This window comes from Pseudomonas sp. Marseille-Q7302 (genome assembly GCF_965111925.1).
The window spans coordinates 1459808-1476597 of the sequence record NZ_CBCOPK010000001.1 but is presented as its reverse complement, the minus strand read 5'-3'; the positions used below and the strand labels follow the sequence as shown (position 1 = coordinate 1476597).

Annotated in this window: 17 protein-coding genes; 3 read left to right on the top strand and 14 right to left on the bottom strand. The window is 64.4% G+C overall.

Annotated elements, in window-relative coordinates; all coding sequences use genetic code 11:
• The first annotated feature begins 2 nt into the window (after positions 1–2).
• Complete coding sequence (dapC, locus tag ACWPW1_RS06800) at positions 3–1196, top strand: succinyldiaminopimelate transaminase (RefSeq protein WP_454252618.1); 1194 nt, start codon at positions 3–5, stop codon at positions 1194–1196.
• On the opposite strand, the gene ACWPW1_RS06795 is transcribed toward dapC, so the two are convergent.
• The gene (locus ACWPW1_RS06795) at positions 1193–2827 is read right to left on the bottom strand and encodes a Na+/H+ antiporter (protein WP_323148219.1); all 1635 of its coding nucleotides are present in this window, start codon (positions 2825–2827) and stop codon (positions 1193–1195) included. The genes dapC and ACWPW1_RS06795 overlap by 4 nt on opposite strands.
• A 210-nt stretch (positions 2828–3037) precedes the next feature.
• On the opposite strand from ACWPW1_RS06795, the gene ACWPW1_RS06790 reads away from it, so the two are divergent.
• A complete protein-coding gene (locus tag ACWPW1_RS06790) occupies positions 3038–3352 on the top strand; it encodes a hypothetical protein (protein WP_059314039.1) in 315 nt (104 codons plus the stop codon).
• A 51-nt stretch (positions 3353–3403) separates the two neighbouring features.
• Here the strand turns inward: ACWPW1_RS06790 and cysN are convergent, their stop codons facing one another.
• The 3 genes from cysN to ACWPW1_RS06775 form a co-directional block, all read right to left on the bottom strand.
• A complete protein-coding gene (gene cysN, locus ACWPW1_RS06785; protein WP_454252617.1) occupies positions 3404–5302 on the bottom strand; it encodes a sulfate adenylyltransferase subunit CysN in 1899 nt (632 codons plus the stop codon).
• Position 5303: 1 nt separating this feature from the next.
• Positions 5304–6221: a sulfate adenylyltransferase subunit CysD gene (gene cysD / locus ACWPW1_RS06780; protein ID WP_313647864.1), complete on the bottom strand. Its 918-nt coding sequence runs from the start codon at positions 6219–6221 to the stop codon at positions 5304–5306.
• A gap of 165 nt (positions 6222–6386) precedes the next feature.
• Positions 6387–7178: a Nif3-like dinuclear metal center hexameric protein gene (locus tag ACWPW1_RS06775; protein WP_454252616.1), complete on the bottom strand. Its 792-nt coding sequence runs from the start codon at positions 7176–7178 to the stop codon at positions 6387–6389.
• 80 nt (positions 7179–7258) lie between these two features.
• On the opposite strand from ACWPW1_RS06775, the gene ACWPW1_RS06770 reads away from it, so the two are divergent.
• On the top strand, positions 7259–8380 hold the full coding sequence (locus tag ACWPW1_RS06770) for a S1C family serine protease (protein WP_059314035.1): 1122 nt from the start codon (positions 7259–7261) through the stop codon (positions 8378–8380).
• A 100-nt stretch (positions 8381–8480) separates the two neighbouring features.
• Here ACWPW1_RS06770 and hisC read toward each other — a convergent pair whose 3' ends face one another.
• From hisC to ACWPW1_RS06720, 10 genes are all read right to left on the bottom strand, one after another.
• Positions 8481–9536 carry a histidinol-phosphate transaminase gene (gene hisC, locus ACWPW1_RS06765; protein WP_271654201.1) on the bottom strand — a complete coding sequence of 352 codons (1056 nt, stop codon included), beginning with the start codon at positions 9534–9536 and terminating at the stop codon, positions 8481–8483.
• Positions 9533–10852 (bottom strand): histidinol dehydrogenase, encoded by a 1320-nt coding sequence (gene hisD / locus ACWPW1_RS06760; RefSeq protein ID WP_454252615.1) that lies wholly within the window; start codon positions 10850–10852, stop codon positions 9533–9535. The genes hisC and hisD overlap by 4 nt, the downstream gene beginning before the upstream one ends.
• 318 nt (positions 10853–11170) lie before the next feature.
• Positions 11171–11803: an ATP phosphoribosyltransferase gene (hisG, locus tag ACWPW1_RS06755; RefSeq protein WP_093250315.1), complete on the bottom strand. Its 633-nt coding sequence runs from the start codon at positions 11801–11803 to the stop codon at positions 11171–11173.
• Positions 11804–11812: 9 nt separating this feature from the next.
• Entirely contained in the window at positions 11813–13078 is a 1266-nt protein-coding gene (murA, locus tag ACWPW1_RS06750) for a UDP-N-acetylglucosamine 1-carboxyvinyltransferase (protein ID WP_059314031.1), read from the bottom strand.
• Positions 13079–13100: 22 nt separating this feature from the next.
• Positions 13101–13340, bottom strand: a complete 240-nt coding sequence (locus tag ACWPW1_RS06745; RefSeq protein WP_454252614.1) for a BolA family protein — start codon at positions 13338–13340, stop codon at positions 13101–13103.
• A gap of 216 nt (positions 13341–13556) precedes the next feature.
• The gene (locus ACWPW1_RS06740) at positions 13557–13871 is read right to left on the bottom strand and encodes an STAS domain-containing protein (RefSeq protein ID WP_323148215.1); all 315 of its coding nucleotides are present in this window, start codon (positions 13869–13871) and stop codon (positions 13557–13559) included.
• On the bottom strand, positions 13868–14518 hold the full coding sequence (locus tag ACWPW1_RS06735) for an MlaC/ttg2D family ABC transporter substrate-binding protein (RefSeq protein WP_059316835.1): 651 nt from the start codon (positions 14516–14518) through the stop codon (positions 13868–13870). Before ACWPW1_RS06735 ends, ACWPW1_RS06740 begins: the two co-directional genes overlap by 4 nt.
• A gap of 14 nt (positions 14519–14532) precedes the next feature.
• The gene (gene mlaD / locus ACWPW1_RS06730; RefSeq protein ID WP_007159511.1) at positions 14533–15009 is read right to left on the bottom strand and encodes an outer membrane lipid asymmetry maintenance protein MlaD; all 477 of its coding nucleotides are present in this window, start codon (positions 15007–15009) and stop codon (positions 14533–14535) included.
• Positions 15009–15803, bottom strand: a complete 795-nt coding sequence (gene mlaE, locus ACWPW1_RS06725) for a lipid asymmetry maintenance ABC transporter permease subunit MlaE (protein WP_059314028.1) — start codon at positions 15801–15803, stop codon at positions 15009–15011. Before mlaE ends, mlaD begins: the two co-directional genes overlap by 1 nt.
• Positions 15803–16612, bottom strand: a complete 810-nt coding sequence (locus tag ACWPW1_RS06720; protein ID WP_017640057.1) for an ATP-binding cassette domain-containing protein — start codon at positions 16610–16612, stop codon at positions 15803–15805. Before ACWPW1_RS06720 ends, mlaE begins: the two co-directional genes overlap by 1 nt.
• Positions 16613–16790 lie beyond the last annotated feature (178 nt).

Here is a 16790-nt window from a genome sequence, read left to right as displayed (position 1 = left end):
CGATGAATCCCACCCTTGACCTGCTGCAGCCCTATCCGTTCGAGAAACTGCGTGCCCTGCTGGCCACCGTCACCCCGCCGGCTTCGATCAGCCCCATCCCGCTGTCGATCGGTGAGCCCAAGCACCCGGCACCCGCCTTCGTCGCCGAGGCGCTGACCGCGAATCTGGCTCAGCTGGCGGTCTATCCCACCACACTGGGAATCGCCGACCTGCGTGAGACCATCGCCGACTGGGCCGGCCAGCGCTTCGCCGTCCCCGCGGGCTGGCTGGATCCGGCTCGCCACGTGCTGCCAGTCACCGGCACCCGGGAAGCCCTGTTCTCCTTTACCCAGGCAGTGGTGGATCGCAGCAAGCGCGGCCTGGTGCTGAGCCCCAACCCCTTCTATCAGATCTACGAAGGGGCGGCCCTGCTGGCCGGCGCCGAGCCGCATTATCTGCCCTGCCTGGCGGACAACGGCTTCAACCCCGATTTCGACAGCGTTCCGGATGCGGTCTGGCAACGGTGCCAGCTGCTCTTCCTCTGCTCCCCGGGTAATCCCACGGGCGCCCTGCTGCCCCTGGAAACGCTGAAGAAGCTCATCGAACTCGCCGACCGCCACGACTTCGTGATCGCCGCCGACGAATGCTACAGCGAACTCTACTTCGATGAAGCCAGCCCGCCGCCCGGCCTGCTGACCGCCTGCGCCGAACTCGGTCGCAGCGACTTCGCCCGTTGCGTGGTCTTCCACAGCCTCTCCAAGCGCTCCAACCTGCCGGGCATGAGATCCGGCTTCGTCGCCGGCGATGCCACCATCCTCAAGCGCTTCCTGCTCTATCGCACCTATCATGGCTGCGCCATGCCGGTGCAGGTGCAGAAGGCCAGTGCCGTGGCCTGGCGCGACGAAGCCCATGTCCGTGAGAACCGCGCGCTCTACCGGCAGAAATTCGCCGCCGTACTGGACATTCTGCAGGGCAGTCTGGATGTCTCCCTGCCGGACGGCGGCTTCTATCTCTGGGCCAAGACACCCGGCGATGACGAAGCCTTCGCCCGCGACCTCTTCGCTCGCGAGCACGTGACGGTCGTACCGGGCTCCTACCTCTCGCGCGAGGTGGAGGGCACCAACCCAGGTGCCGGACGGGTACGCATGGCGCTGGTCGCCCCCCTGGCCGAGTGTGTGGAAGCAGCGGAGCGCATCCGCCGCTTCTGCAAGGGCTAGCGGTTGCCCTGATCGCGCATCAGCGCGGTCTCCTGGATGTCCAGTTCGCGCAGGAATTCGCTGACCACCAGGTCATCGATCACGCCGGCTATGCGCAGCCGATAGAGTTCGCGACGCTGGGCGCGGATGGCGAGCAGACGCAGCTCGCCATCCAGGGTGTCACGTAGACGCGCCAAGGAACGGGCGTCCTCGCTGTCATCGGCGGAACTCAACTCGTCGCGAAACTCGGCAATGATGCCGGCCTTGATCTCCGCCTGCAGTGCTGCCCGGGCTGGTTCGTCCGCATCGTCTGACTCCACGTCCTCCAAGGCCCCGATGGCCGCCCGGGCGGCATTGATCCGTACCTCGCAGCGTTCACGCTCCAGCAGGTCGTTGGACTGCTCCGGCAAACGCGCCAGGAGCAGCGGAATGCCGACGCTCGCCACCACCAGTGACAGCAGGATCACGCCGGCGGCGATGAATACCAGGACATCACGCAGGGGAAAAGGCGTGCCATCCGACAGCATCAGCGGCAGCGACAGCACACCCGCCAGAGTCACGGCGCCGCGTACCCCGCTGAGGGAAGCGATGGCGGCGATGCAGCGGGGATCGCCAGCGATGGTGATAGGGCCGCTGCCGGGCTGGGTCAGGTGCCAATAGCCCAGGATGACCCCGAAGCGAATGGCCATGATCACCAGATAGGCCCCCACCACGTAGAGCGTCAGCCAGCCCGCGGCCGGCCAGAGCGCCTGGGAAGCTGGCAGCGCGGCCGCCAGGATGTCAGGCAGCTGCAGGCCGAGGATGAGAAATACCAGGCCGTTGAAAGCGAACTCCACCAGCCCCCAGACGCTGTGATTGAGCAGTCGGGTGGCGGTCTGTCGAGGCAGCATGTCGACCCGGCTCTGCATCATCCCGGCGGCCACCGCCGAGAGGATGCCCGAGACGCCCAACCGCTCCGCCAGCACATAGGCGGCGAAAGGCAGCAACAGCATGAAGACGACATGGGGTGCGGCATCGCTCCAGCCTCGTCGGATCACCATCCAGGCCCGGGCACGACCGACCAGCCAGCTCAACACCCCGCCAACCAGCGCCCCACCCACGGCGACGATGACGAAATCCAGGCTGGCCTGGCTGAGCGAAAAGGCGCCGGTCAGGGCTGCCGCCACGGCGAACTTGAAGGTCACCAGGCCCGAGGCATCGTTGAGCAGGGCCTCGCCCTGGATCACATGCAGCAGCGCACTGGGCAGCCGTCCGCGGACGATGCTGGAAACGGCCACGGCATCGGTTGGCGACAGCACAGCAGCCAGGGCGAAGGCCACTGCCCAGGGCAGCTTGAGCATCCAGTGCAGGAACCAGCCGGCGCCCAGCACCGTGAGGAACACCAGGCCGAAGGCCAGTACGAAGATGGGGCGCCGCAGCCGCCAGAATTCGCGCTTGGGCATGCGCCAGCCATCGGAGAACAGCAGCGCCGGTATGAACAGCAACAGAAAGAGTTCGGGATCCAGGGCGACATGCAACCCCAGCGTGGGCCAGGCGAGCAAGGCGCCCACCACCACCTGGATCAGTGGCAGCGGGATGGGAATGAGGTGGGCGCTGAGACGGGTGGCGCCCACCATCAGCAAGAGGATCAGAGCGGTATAGAGAATCTGCACAGTGGTCTCGTGGTCGGGGCACCGGTCGCGGCACCAGATACAGAAGATGCGTCCCGCGAGGCTGGGGACACGTCGACCTCAGGTTGTTGGGACTGATGTCGAAGTATTTGGTTTACCCAAACTTTACCCCGGGCTGCCTAGGCGAGCGGCCACCGTTGCGGTCTGATAGAGATGCCCGGTTTCATCACCCCGGGTCGCAGGAGAATCATCATGCTACGTCGCATCACTCAGGCTGTGGTGCTTGCCGGTTGCCTCGCCATCGCCGGTCAGGCGTCCGCCCACGGTCGTGGTCCCGGCCCGGCCTTTCTTGGTGCAGTGGTTGGCGCCGTGGTTGGCGGAGCCATCGTCTCCCACTCCTATGCCCGCGAGCCGGTCTACATCGAGGGGCCACCGCCGCCGCCCCCGCCGCGCGTGGTCTACTACGAGCCGGCACCGGTCTACGAGTATCGCGTGGTTGAGCCGCGCCCCGTGTACTACGGCCCGCCACCTGGCGCCTACTACTATGGCCCGCCTCCACGCTGGTAAAGGCCCATGAAAAACCCGCCGAAAGGCGGGTTTTTTCTATCGCTGCAAGCCTTAGATCACCTGACGTCGCCGCAGGACGTCGAGGATCTGCTGGATCCCCTCCTCAACCGACAGCTGTTCGGTATCCAGTACCAGATCGGCGTCTTCGGGCGCATCGTAGGCAAAGGAGATGCCCGGGATATTGTCGCCACCGGCGGTGTAGAGGCCCTGGGGATCCCGCTCGGCGCAAGCCGCCGGCGAAGCCTTGACGTGTACCGTCAGCAGGCGCTCGGCACCGATCAGTGCCTGGGCCTGGGCCCGACCCTCGGCATCCGGCGCGACGAACGCAGCCAGGGCGATCAGGCCCGCCTCGTTGAACTGACGGGCCACCTGGGCGGCGCGCAACCAGTTCTCGCGACGACCCGCGCGATCCTGCGGCAGGCCCTTGTTCAGGTCGTGGCGCAGATTCTGGCCATCCAGCACGAAGACCGCGCGACCGGCGTCGAACAGGCGCCGCTCAAGGGCATAGGCCAGAGTGGTCTTGCCGGCACCGGAAAGGCCGGTGAACAGCACCGTGGTGGGCTGTTGGCCGAAACGGGCAGCCCGCTCGCTGGTGGCGACGTGCAGCTGATGCGCGCTCTGGCCATGGCCAGCGCTACCTACCGGGTCGGCAATGATCATGCCGGCACCTACGGTGCCATTGGTCAGGCGATCGATGACGATGAAGGCGCCGGTGGTGCGGTTGACGCCATAGCCGTCCAAGGCGATGGGGGAATCCAGGGCTACCTTGACCCGGGCGATCTCGTTGAGCTTGAGCTCGCTGGTGGCGCCGCGTTCCAGGGTATTGACGTCCACCGTGTGCACGATGCTCGGCAGCGAACCCGGCACATAGCTGGTGGCGCGCTTGATGTCGTACTTCTTGCCTGGGCGCATGGGCTCTTCGGCCATCCACACCAGCATGGCCTCGAAGCTGTCGGTCACCTGGGGACGGTTGTCGGCATGCACCAGGACGTCGCCCCGGGAGATGTCGATCTCGTCTTCCATGGTCAGGGTCACCGCCTGGCCGGGACCGGCCTGCTCCAGCTCGCCTTCGTAGGTGACGATGGACTTGACCCGACTGCCCTTGCCCGACGGCAGGACCACCACGGCATCGCCCTTGGTGACGACACCCGATGCCAGGGTCCCGGCGAAGCCGCGGAAGTTTAGGTTGGGCCGATTGACGTACTGCACCGGAAAGCGCAGGTCGTCGAGATTGCGATCCGCGGCGATCTCCACGGTCTCGAGGATTTCCATCAGCGACTTGCCGCTGTACCAGGACGTCTGCTCGCTGCGATTCACCACGTTGTCGCCCTTGAGCGCCGACATGGGGACGAAGTGGATGTCCTTGGCGCCCAGCTCGATGCGCTGGGCGAAGGCCAGGTAGTCGTCCTTGATGCGTTCGAACACCGCCTGGTCGAAGCCCAGCAGGTCCATCTTGTTGATGGCGACCACGATGTGCTTGATGCCCAGCAGCGAAGCGATGTAGCTGTGCCGGCGCGTCTGGGTCTGGATGCCGTGACGGGCATCGACCAGGATGATCGCCAGGTCGCAGGTGGAGGCCCCGGTAGCCATGTTGCGGGTGTACTGCTCATGGCCGGGGGTGTCGGCGATGATGAACTTGCGCTTGGCCGTGGAGAAGTAGCGATAGGCCACGTCGATGGTGATGCCCTGCTCGCGCTCGGCCTGCAGGCCGTCCACCAGCAGCGCCAGGTCGACCTCCTCGCCGGTGGTGCCCACCTTCTTGGAGTCGCGGGTGATGGCTTCCAGGTGATCCTCGTAGATCATCTTGGAGTCGTGCAGCAGGCGCCCGATCAGGGTGCTCTTGCCGTCGTCGACGTTGCCGCAGGTGAGGAAGCGCAGCAGCTCCTTGCGTTCGTGCTGCGCGAGGTAGGCCAGGATGTCCTGGCCGATCAGATCGGATTGGTGCGACATCTTAGAAATACCCCTGACGTTTCTTCTCTTCCATGGATCCGGCGCCATCGTGGTCGATGACCCGGCCCTGGCGTTCGGAGGTGCGGGTGAGCAGCATCTCCTGGATGATGTCCGTCAGCGTCGTCGCCTGGGACTCCACCGCGCCGGTCAGGGGGTAGCAGCCGAGGGTACGGAAGCGCACCTGGCGCTTGTGGATACGCGCCTTTTCCTCGGGCGAGAGGTGCTCGAGGATACGGTCGTCGTCGATCATGAGCAGGGTGCCGTTCTTCTCGATCACCTCGCGCTCGGCAGCGAAGTACAGCGGCACGATCGGGATGCCTTCGAGATAGATGTATTGCCAGATGTCCAGCTCGGTCCAGTTGGACAGCGGGAAGACCCGGATCGACTCGCCCTTGTTGGTCTTGCCGTTGTAGATGTTCCACAGTTCGGGACGCTGGTTCTTGGGGTCCCAGCGGTGCTTGCTGTCGCGGAAGGAGTAGACGCGCTCCTTGGCGCGGGACTTCTCTTCATCACGGCGGGCCCCGCCGAAGGCTGCGTCGAAGCCGTACTTGTCCAGCGCCTGCTTGAGGCCCTGGGTCTTCATGATGTCGGTGTGCTTGGCGCTGCCATGGGTGAAGGGGTTGATGCCTTGGGCGATCCCCTCCGGATTCTTGTGCACCAGCAGATCGAGCCCCATGTCCTCAACCATGCGATCGCGGAATTCGTACATGGCCTGGAATTTCCAGCCGGTGTCCACGTGGAGTACCGGGAACGGCAACTTGCCGGGAAAGAAGGCCTTGCGGGCCAGGTGCAGCATCACGGCCGAATCCTTGCCGATGGAATACAGCATGACCGGATTGTCGAACTCGGCGGCCACTTCACGGATGATGTGGATGCTTTCCGCCTCAAGCTGTTTGAGGTGCGTCTGTTTGTCGAGCATGGCTACTCACGATAGCAGAAAGGTGGCCTAGGAGATGTCCGTTGCGGCATCCAGTCGACTGGACACACCGGACAGAGCGGGCCGTGGACGAACCTCAACCTTATCATAGGCAATGGTTATGTCCCGACAGCCCTTTTAGAACTAGAAGCTATATGCTTATGACGCTCAGGCCGGGTTGTCGCAGTCGATGAATAGATGCTGCACGCCCAGTTGAGTGGCCAGATAGTCGCCCAGCGCCTGCACCCCATAGCGCTCGGTAGCATGGTGGCCGGCAGCGAAAAAACTGACCCCGTTTTCGCGGGCACTGTGCACCGTCTGCTCGGATACCTCACCGGTCAGGTAGGCGTCCACGCCCGCCGCGATGGCCTGATCGATATAGCCCTGGGCGCCTCCGGTGCACCAGGCCAGGCGCCGGATCGATCGTCCGCCATCGACCACCAGCGGCTGGCGCTGCAGGGGATCCGCTACCCGCCGACCAAAATCCGTCGCGGACAACGGCTCGGCCAGCTCGCCCTCCCAGATCAGCCCCCTGGCATCGCCCGGCAGCGGACGAATGTTCTGCACGCCAAGGCGGCGTCCCAGCTGAACGTTGTTGCCCACTTCGGGATGGACGTCCAGCGGCAGGTGATAGGCTAGCAGGCTGATGTCGTGGCTCAGCAGGGTCTTGATCCGGCGGTGCTTCATGCCGATGAGACGGGCATCTTCGTTTTTCCAGAAGTAGCCGTGGTGCACGAGGATGGCATCGGCACCGGCCGCTACAGCGGCATCCAGCAACTGCTGGGAGGCCGTGACGCCACTAACCAGCAGGCGAAGCTGCCCACGGCCCTGGACCTGCAGGCCATTGGGGCAATAATCCTGGATACGGGCCGTCTCCAGGTAACGGTCGGCGGTTTCTACCAGTAGATCAAGGGACAGGGTCACGGACGGCTTACCTCCTCTGTGGCGGCGCCCCGGCATGTCATCGAGCGGCGCCGCTCCTTATAATGCCGCCAGCTTATCCGCCGCACTCCGGGCGGACAAATTCAAGGATGTGATCGATGTACAAGGCTTTGCGTTATCTCGGCTGGCCCGTGCTGTGCGGTCTGCTCGTTGCAGCCCTGATCATGCAGCACTATCCCCAGTGGCTCGGGCTACCGGCCCAGCCGCCGCTGTTCGAGGCTGCCCAGGCGCCCTCGCCTGGGCGCCAGCAGGGGCCGGTCTCCTACGCCGATGCGGCGAGTCGGGCAGCACCGGCGGTGGTGTCGCTGCGCTCGACCAAAGCAGCCAAGCCGGGCAAGGCCGGCGACACGGCCAACGACCGCAAGAGCCCGGCCAAGCCGGTGGAAGAGCTGAGCCTCGGCTCGGCGGTGCTGATGAGTCATGATGGCTACCTGCTGACCAACAACCATGTGACGCTCGATGCCGAATCCATCGTGGTCGCGCTCGCCGACGGTCGCCAGACCCTGGCCAAGCTGATCGGCAACGATCCGGCCACCGACCTCGCCGTGCTCAAGATCGACCTGCCCAATCTGCCAGCCATCTCGGTAGGCGATTCGACCGCCATCCGCATCGGCGACGTGGTGCTGGCCATCGGCAACCCCTTCGGCGTCGGCCAAACCGTGACCATGGGCATCATTAGCGCCACCGGCCGCAATCAGCTGGGCCTCAACACCTACGAGGACTTCATCCAGACCGATGCGGCGATCAACCTGGGCAATTCAGGCGGGGCGCTGGTGGATGCCAATGGCAACCTGATCGGCATCAACACCGCCATCCTCTCCGGCGGCTCCCAGGGCATCGGCTTCGCCATCCCGATCAAGCTGGCCATGGAGGTCATGCGGTCGATCATCCAGCATGGTCAGGTCATCCGGGGCTGGCTGGGCGTGGCGGTGGAGGTGATCACCCCGGAACTGATCAAGACCTACGGCCTCAAGGTCGACCAGGGCATCGTGGTGACGGACATCGATCCCGATGGGCCGGCGCACAAGGCTGGTCTGCGCGCTGGCGACGTGCTGGTCAAGCTGGCTGGGCAGCCGATCAAGGACGGTCGACTGGCGATGAATCAGATCGCCCGCAAGCAGCCGGGCGACAGCATACCCATTGAGGTGCGGCGGCAGGACAAGACCCTGCAACTCAAGGTCACTGTCGGTCTGCGTCCCCTGATGGAGAAGGCGCGCTAGCCGCCCGCGACGCTCAGAGCCTGCTCAAGGCTCTGAGCTAAAGCCAAACAAGGCATTTTCAATGCCGTCTGACCGACACGCCGCGGTCTTTGACAAGCTCTCAGAGAGCGTCGAGAGCCGTGATCAGCGCCTGATTCTGTGCCGGCGTGCCGATGGTGATGCGCAGGAAGTCGGCGATGCGTTCGGGTCGGCTGAAGTGGCGCACGATGACGCCGTGCTCACGCAACCCCGCCGCCAGCGCCGCCCCACCCTTCTGCACATGACGGGCGAAGATGAAGTTGGCCGCCGAGGGCAATACTTCGAAGCCCCGCTCCAGCAACTGGGCCACCAGGCTTTCACGGCTTTCGACCACCTGCCGGCAGGTCTCGTCGAAATAGGCGCGATCCTCGAAGGCGGCCACCGCCCCGGCCAACGCCAGGCGGTCCAGCGGATAGGAGTTGAAGCTGTTCTTGATTCGTTCCAGGGCTTCCATCAGCGGCGCCTGGCCCATGGCCAGACCCACTCGCAGGCCGGCCAGGGAGCGGGACTTGGACAGCGTCTGGGTCACCACCAGATTGGGATGGCGCCCGATCAGGGCGACCGCCGACTCTGCACCGAAATCGACGTAGGCTTCATCCACCACCACCACGGACGTCGGGTTGCCAACGACGATACGCTCGATCGCTTCCAGCGCCAGGGCGCTGCCAGTGGGCGCATTGGGATTGGGGAAGATGATGCCGCCATTAGGCCGGAAATAGTCTTCGACGACGATCTGGAAATCCTCATCCAGCGCCGGGGTCTCGAAGGCGATGTCGTAGAGGCCGCAGTACACCGGATAAAAGCTGTAGCTGATGTCCGGGAACAGGACCGGCCGCCCGTGACCGAACAGGCCCAGGAAGATGTGCGCCAGGACTTCGTCCGAGCCATTGCCGACAAAGACCTGATCGCTCTGGATGCCGTAATACTGAGCGACGGCATCCTTGAGCGCCTGACCGTTGGGGTCGGGATAGAGACGCAGGTCGTCGGTGGCCGCGGCGCGGATGGCGTCCAGCGCCCGCGGCGAAGGCCCATAGGGATTCTCGTTGGTGTTGAGCTTGACTAGGTTGGTCAGCTTGGGCTGCTCGCCTGGCACATAGGGCACCAGATTCTTGACGAAGGGACTCCAGAGCTCGCTCATGCCTGCTCCTCCTGAATACGGTATTCGGCGCTGCGGGCGTGGGCGGTCAGAGACTCGCCACGGGCCAGGACCGACGCGACCCGGCCCAGCGCCGAGGCACCGGCGGCCGAGCAGTGGATGATCGAGGAGCGCTTCTGGAAGTCGTACACGCCCAGGGGCGAGGAGAAGCGCGCGGTGCCCGAGGTCGGCAGCACGTGGTTGGGGCCGGCGCAGTAGTCGCCCAGGGCTTCGGCGGTATAGCGACCCATGAAGATGGCGCCAGCGTGGCGGATCTTGGGCAGCCATTGCTCGGGCTCGACGACCGACAGCTCCAGGTGTTCCGGCGCGATGCGGTTGGCCACCTCGATGGCCTGGGCCATGTCGGCGACCTGGATCAGCGCACCACGCCCCTCCAGGGAGGCGCGGATGATGTCAGCGCGCTCCATCTCGGGCAGCAGCCGGGCGATGCTGGCCGCCACGGCGTCGAGGAAGGCGGCGTCCGGACTCACCAGGATGGCCTGGGCGTCCTCGTCGTGCTCGGCCTGGGAAAACAGATCCATGGCGATCCAGTCGGGATCGGTCTGGCCGTCACAAACCACCAGGATCTCGGACGGGCCGGCGATCATGTCGATGCCGACCTTGCCGAACACGTGGCGTTTGGCGGTGGCGACATAGATGTTACCGGGACCGACGATCTTGTCCACCGGCGGTACGCTTTCGGTGCCATAGGCCAGAGCGGCCACCGCCTGGGCACCACCTATGGTGAAGACGCGATCGACGCCGGCCAGGGCCGCAGCCGCCAGCACCAGTTCGTTGACCTCGCCACGGGGCGTGGGCACCACCATGACCACTTCGGGCACGCCGGCGACCTTGGCCGGGATGGCGTTCATCAGCACCGAAGAGGGATAGGAGGCCTTGCCACCCGGCACATAGAGACCAGCCCTATCCAGCGGCGTGACCTGCTGGCCGAGCACCGTGCCGTCGGCCTCCTGGTACTGCCAGGAATCCTGGCGCTGCTTCTCGTGATAGCTGCGCACCCGTTCAGCAGCGGCTTCCAGCGCCGTGCGCTGCTCCGGGGTGATCCGGGTCAGGGCTTCCTCGAGGCGTGCTCGCGGCAGGATGAGATCGCTCATGGAGGTCGTCTCGATGCCATCGAAGCGGCGGGTGTACTCGAGTAGCGCCTGGTCACCCTGATGGCGGACATCGGCGATGATCGCCAGGACCCGCTGGTTGATATCGGCGTCGGACACCCCTTCCCAGCTCAGCAGATGATCCAGATGCTCGGCGAAATCCGGAGCGGCGGCGACGAGTCGGCGGATGGCGAGCGGAGCGGTCATGGCGGGTCCTCTTCAGGATAGCGAAAGGGGCGCCCGAGAGTAACAGCCGGCTCCGTGTGGGCGCCCGACAATTTGGCTATGGCACGGATAGGCGAAGCTGGAGGGATGGAAGCAGTCCGAGCCGGCATCAACCTGCCGGCTCGGACCCAGAGCCTGTTCAAAGTCTCGCGAGCTAGAGACAAACAAGGCCAAGGCGGCCCCGCGAAAATGGCTGAGGAAGCGGACCGGGCTCGCGAACGAGTTTACGAGTGGTAAATGAGCATTCCGAAGCCATTTTCAACGTAGTTTGGCCGACGCGCGCAGGCTTTGAACAGGTTCTCAGGCGCCACGCGTCTCGACGGCATGGCGCAGGGTCTCGATGAGGGCCTGGATGCGGCCGTGCTGCATCTTCATCGAGGCCTTGTTGACGATCAAGCGCGAGCTGATGTGGGCGATCAGCTCCTGTGGCTCGAGGCCATTGGCCTTGAGCGTATTGCCCGTGTCGACCACGTCGATGATCTTGTCGGCCAGACCCACCAGCGGTGCCAGCTCCATGGAGCCGTACAGCTTGATGATGTCGACCTGGCGGCCCTGCTCGGCATAGTAGCGCTTGGCGACATTGACGAACTTGGTCGCCACCCGCAGCCGGCCGCGCGGCGCCGGAGCGCCTACGGCGCCTGCGGTCATCAGCTTGCAACGGGCGATGCGCAGGTCGAGCGGCTCATAGAGACCATCGCCACCGTATTCCATCAGCACGTCCTTGCCGGCCACGCCCAGGTCCGCGGCGCCATGCTCCACATAGGTGGGCACGTCGGTGGCGCGAACGATGAGCAGGCGCACATCGTCCTGGGTGGTCGGGATGATGAGCTTGCGGCTCTTGTCCGGATTCTCGGTCGGGGCGATCCCCGCCGCCGCCAGCAGCGGCAGGGTGTCGTCGAGGATACGGCCCTTGGACAGGGCGATGGTCAGCATCGGAGGTCCTTACTTGGGCGTGCGACGGATCTTGGCGCCGAGCAGCTGGAATTTCTCCTCGATGCATTCGTAGCCGCGATCTATGTGGTAGATGCGATCGATCAGGGTGTCGCCTTCGGCCACCAGGGCGGCGATGACCAGACTCGCCGAGGCGCGCAGATCGGTCGCCATGACCGGGGCGGCCTTGAGGCTGGGCACGCCTGTGACGATGGCGGCATTGCCTTCGATGGCGATGTTGGCGCCCATGCGCACCATCTCGTGAACGTGCATGAAGCGGTTCTCGAAGATGGTTTCCACCACGGTGCCAGTGCCTTCGGCGACGGCGTTCATGGAGATGAACTGGGCCTGCATGTCGGTGGGGAACGCCGGGTAAGGCGCCGTGCGGATGTTTACCGCGCGGGGGCGATTGCCCTTCATGTCCAGCTCGATCCAGTTGCTGCCGGTGGAGATGTGGGCACCCGCCTCTTCCAGCTTGGCCAGCACGGCCTCGAGGATGGTCGGATCGGTGTCCTTGAGCTTGACGCGGCCACGGGTGGCAGCGGCGGCGACCAGGTAGCTGCCGGTCTCGATGCGGTCGGGCAGGACCGAATAGGTGGCGCCGCCCAGGCGCTCGACGCCTTCCACGGTGATGGTGTCGGTACCAGCGCCCTGGATGTTGGCACCCATGGCGATCAGGCAGTTGGCCAGATCCACCACTTCGGGCTCACGGGCGGCGTTCTGGATGACGCTGCGGCCCTTGGCCAGGGTGGCGGCCATCAGCACGTTCTCGGTACCGGTCACGCTGACGGTATCGAAATAGTAGTGAGCGCCGCGCAGGCCGCCAGCCGGAGCCTTGGCCTTGATGTAGCCGCCTTCGACGGTGATCTTGGCGCCCATGGCTTCCAGACCGCGCAGGTGCAGGTCGACCGGACGCGAGCCGATGGCGCAACCGCCGGGCAGGGCGACTTCCGCCTCGCCGAAGCGGGCGACCATCGGGCCCAGCACCAGAATGGAAGCGCGCATGGTCTTGACCAGCTCATAGGGCGCGACCAGGGTCTTAATGCTGGAGGCATCCACCTCGACATTGAGCTTTTCACCGATCACCGGCTGAACGCCCATGCGGCCGAACAGCTCGATCATGGTGGTGATGTCGTGCAGGTGCGGCAGGTTGGCGACGGTCACCGGGGTATCGGCGAGCAGGGTCGCGGCCAGAATCGGCAGGGCGGAGTTCTTGGCCCCGGAAATGCGAATTTCACCGTTCAGGCAGTTGCCGCCGGTAATGATCAGTTTGTCCATAGCGAGTTCTCGGCGCTGCGAATCAGGCGCGTTCGGCCCAGGCAGCACGGGTGAAGAATTTCATGGTGACAGCATGGATGCTGCCATCGGCGATCTGCGGCTGGAGATAGGAGTAGACCTGCTGCTGACGCTTGACCGGGCTGAGTGCCTGGAGCTCGTCGCTGATCAGGTAGAGCTGGAAATTGCAGCCCTCGCCTTCCACTTCGACCTGGGTATCGGTCAGTTTTGCCTCCAGGAGGCTTTTGACTTCTTGGGCCTGCATGGCGGCACCTCGGCAATCTAGTACAGCCGGCGATCATACAAAAAAACCGGCTGCACGGCGACTGCGATGACTGCCAGGGCTCGTTTGCAAGGTCGCCAAGCCAAGGTCAGGAAAGGCAAAAGCCAGCGAGGAAGCGGCGTTTACCAGAGGTAAAGGAGCATTCCACGCTGAGTTCCAATGCCAACTGGCGGTGCCCAGGCGTTTTCTGGACACAACCTAGCTGTGAGCCGGCTCGGCCAGAGGTAGCAACTCCAGGGCATTCGAAACGTCGGCGATCTGCCGCAACTCGGACGGCAGGCCGGCGATGGTCAGCGGGCGACTCGCCGCCTGGGCATCGCGCAGCCAGGCCAGCAACAGCGCCAGACCGGCGCTGTTGGAGTGTTCGACACCTGCGCAGTCCAGCACCAGTGGACCACTGCCCTGAGCGATCAGGGTTCGACCCTGCTCGCGCAGGATCGGCACACTGGCGTGATCGAGTACGCCCGAGAGTTGCAGCCGGGCGCCCTCGCGGGTGATGGTTGCGCGACTCACGACCCGACCTTGGCCTTCTGGGCCTCGGGAGAGTCCTTGGCCTTGGCCACGGTGCCCGCCCAGTTGTTGATGGTCTTGTCCAGATCGTTGCCGTTTTCCTGCATCGCCTGGGCGAATTGGTCACGGAACAGCTTGCCCAGGTTCAGGCCGTTGATGATGACGTTGCGGACTTTCCATTCCTCGCCTTGCTTGACCATGCTGTACTGCACGGGATACACGGCGCCATTATTGCCCTTGACCTCCATGCCCACGCTGGTGCGGTCGGGGCCGTCGGACGGGCCTTCGGGCAGGACGCGGATACCCTGGTTGTTGTACTCCAGCAGTGCATTGCCATAGAACTGCATCAGGCTGCGCTTGAAGTTTTCCTGGAAGCGCGCCATCTGCTCGGGCGAAGCGCTGCGGCTATAGCGCACGGTCATGATGCTGCGCGAGATGCCCTCGGCATCCACTACCGGCCCGAGAATGCTGTTGAGCGACTCGTAGAAGGCGTCCGGGTTGCTGCGATACTTGTCGCGATTGGCCTCGAGATCACTGAGCAGGGTACTGGTGGTCTGCTGGATCACGTCATGGGCCGAGGGCGCCGCCTGGGACACCAGCGGTAGCAGGGCTAGGATCGCGATCACTCCGTGACGAATTAGCTTGAGCATGAAGAAGCCTCTCATCATTTGTTGGCGGAAGAGTCTTTATTGACCGAGTTGAGCAGGAATTTACCGATCAGATCTTCGAGAACCAGCGAGGATTGTGTATCTCGAATAGTCGAGCCTTCCTTGAGCACCTGCTCGTCGCCCCCGACGCTGATGCCGATGTATTTCTCACCAAGCAGGCCAGCGGTCAGGATGGAGGCGATGGAGTCAGTCGGCAGGTTGTCCACCTGCTTGTCGATCTGCATGGTGACCCGGCCGCGATAGCTGTTGCGGTCGAGATCGATGGCGGTGACCTTGCCAATGGTCACGCCGGACATGGTCACTCGCGATCTCACGGTGAGACCGGCGATGTTGTCGAAGTAGGCATAGACCTTGTAGGTATCGTGATGGTCGCTCATCGTCAGACCGCTTACCCGCAGCGCCAGCAGCAGCAGTGCGAGCACGCCGGCCAGCAGGAAGAGTCCGACACCGATTTCCTGGGTGCGGGTTTGCATCAGAGATCTCCAAACATCAGGGCGGTAAGAATGAAGTCGAGGCCGAGCACGGCAAGCGACGCATAGACGACGGTACGGGTAGTGGCGCGACCGATGCCTTCGGAGGTCGGCTCGCAGTCATACCCCTGGAAAACGGCAACCCAGGTCACCACGAAGGCGAACACCAGGCTCTTGATCACGCCATTGAGCACGTCGCTGAGCATCACGCTGTTCTGCATGGTGGCCCAGAAGGAACCGTCGTAGACGCCGAGCCAATCGATGGCGACCATCGCCGCGCCCCAGATACCCACCACGTTGAACATGGCGGCCAGCAGGGGCATGGAAATGAAGCCGGCCCAGAAGCGCGGCGCGACGATGTACTTGAGCGGGTCCACGCCGATCATTTCCAGGCTGGACAACTGCTCGGTGGATTTCATGTTGCCGATCTCGGCGGTCAGCGCGGAGCCGGCCCGCCCGGCGAACAGCAGGGCGGTCACCACTGGCCCCAGCTCGCGCAGCAGAGTCAGGGCCACCATCTGTCCCACGGCCTGCTCGGAGCCGTACTTGACCAGGATGTTGTAGCCCTGCAGGGCAATCACCATGCCGATGAAGAAACCCGAGACCACGATGATGGGCAGTGACATCACGCCCACCGAATAGAGTTGCTTGCCCAGCAGCTGCAGGCCGCTGCCCACGCCACCCCGACCGAACACCGCCAGCAGCAGGACGATGACGGAGCGGCCAATGGCCGCCACGACGTCCAGCCCGGCCTTGCCCAGCCGACGAATCCGCTCCACGGCGGAGACCTTACGCATCAGTGTTTCCCCAGCAAGGCATCGCGCAGATCAGGCGCGGCGTAGTGGAAGGGTACGGGGCCATCAGGGATGCCCTGCATGAACTGGCGAACCCGCGGATCGGGCGATTCGCGCAGTTCCTTTGGCGTGCCCTGCCCCAGCACCTTGGTATCGCCGACCACATAGAGGTAGTCGGCGATACTGGCCGTCTCGGCCAGGTCGTGGGAGACCACGATGCTGGTAAGCCCAAGGGCCTGGTTGAGCAGCCGGATCAGCCGCACCAGCACGCCCATGGCAATGGGGTCCTGGCCAACGAAGGGCTCGTCGTACATGAGGATTTGTGGATCCAGGGCGATGGCCCGCGCCAGGGCGACCCGGCGCTTCATGCCGCCGGAGAGTTCGTCCGGCATCAGCTCGACTGCGCCGCGCAGGCCTACTGCCTGTAGCTTGAGCAGGACGATGTCGCGGATCATCTCCTCGGGCAGCTTGGTGTGCACCCGCAGCGGGAAGGCCACGTTCTCGAAGACATCGAGATCGGTGAACAGCGCCCCGCTCTGGAACAGCACCCCCATCTGTCGGCGCATCTCGAACAGCTCGCCACGGGACAGCTGCGGCAGATTGGCGCCATTCACCCAGATCTCGCCACTGCTCGGCCGCAGCTGAGCAGCGATGAGGCGCAACAGGGTGGTCTTGCCACTGCCGGACGGCCCCATGATCCCGGTGACCTTGCCCCGCGGGATACGGATATCGACACGGTCATAGATGAGACGCGTGCCGCGCTTGAAGGAAACGCCCTTTAGCTCCACGGCGTACGGGCTATCGACGGTCATCAAGACTCCTAAGGTTCAACTCTGTGCAGGGAGACGCCGCTCCGCCGCGTCAGGGCACGCGGCTTTCGCGCTCGATGGCCCCGGCAAAAGGGCGGCACTATACCATTCGTTGCCGCTGAGACCTCTGACCTGCGGGCGACGTTGCTGAGTGTCGCGGCTTTGCGCATATAATTTCCGA

What these genes read in the sequence shown, in the direction of transcription:
- ACWPW1_RS06745 (WP_454252614.1), bottom strand. Translation starts at nt 13,340, where the DNA reads ATGCAGGCCCAAGAAGTCAAAAGCCTCCTGGAGGCAAAACTGACCGAT.
- hisG (WP_093250315.1), bottom strand. Translation starts at nt 11,803, where the DNA reads ATGCTGACCATCGCCCTGTCCAAGGGCCGTATCCTCGACGACACCCTG.
- ACWPW1_RS06775 (WP_454252616.1), bottom strand. Translation starts at nt 7,178, where the DNA reads ATGCCGGGGCGCCGCCACAGAGGAGGTAAGCCGTCCGTGACCCTGTCC.
- hisC (WP_271654201.1), bottom strand. Translation starts at nt 9,536, where the DNA reads ATGAGCGAGCTCTGGAGTCCCTTCGTCAAGAATCTGGTGCCCTATGTG.
- mlaE (WP_059314028.1), bottom strand. Translation starts at nt 15,803, where the DNA reads ATGCGTAAGGTCTCCGCCGTGGAGCGGATTCGTCGGCTGGGCAAGGCC.
- hisD (WP_454252615.1), bottom strand. Translation starts at nt 10,852, where the DNA reads ATGACCGCTCCGCTCGCCATCCGCCGACTCGTCGCCGCCGCTCCGGAT.
- ACWPW1_RS06790 (WP_059314039.1), top strand. Translation starts at nt 3,038, where the DNA reads ATGCTACGTCGCATCACTCAGGCTGTGGTGCTTGCCGGTTGCCTCGCC.
- murA (WP_059314031.1), bottom strand. Translation starts at nt 13,078, where the DNA reads ATGGACAAACTGATCATTACCGGCGGCAACTGCCTGAACGGTGAAATT.
- cysN (WP_454252617.1), bottom strand. Translation starts at nt 5,302, where the DNA reads ATGTCGCACCAATCCGATCTGATCGGCCAGGACATCCTGGCCTACCTC.
- ACWPW1_RS06770 (WP_059314035.1), top strand. Translation starts at nt 7,259, where the DNA reads ATGTACAAGGCTTTGCGTTATCTCGGCTGGCCCGTGCTGTGCGGTCTG.
- mlaD (WP_007159511.1), bottom strand. Translation starts at nt 15,009, where the DNA reads ATGCAAACCCGCACCCAGGAAATCGGTGTCGGACTCTTCCTGCTGGCC.
- ACWPW1_RS06735 (WP_059316835.1), bottom strand. Translation starts at nt 14,518, where the DNA reads ATGCTCAAGCTAATTCGTCACGGAGTGATCGCGATCCTAGCCCTGCTA.
- cysD (WP_313647864.1), bottom strand. Translation starts at nt 6,221, where the DNA reads ATGCTCGACAAACAGACGCACCTCAAACAGCTTGAGGCGGAAAGCATC.
- dapC (WP_454252618.1), top strand. Translation starts at nt 3, where the DNA reads ATGAATCCCACCCTTGACCTGCTGCAGCCCTATCCGTTCGAGAAACTG.
- ACWPW1_RS06720 (WP_017640057.1), bottom strand. Translation starts at nt 16,612, where the DNA reads ATGACCGTCGATAGCCCGTACGCCGTGGAGCTAAAGGGCGTTTCCTTC.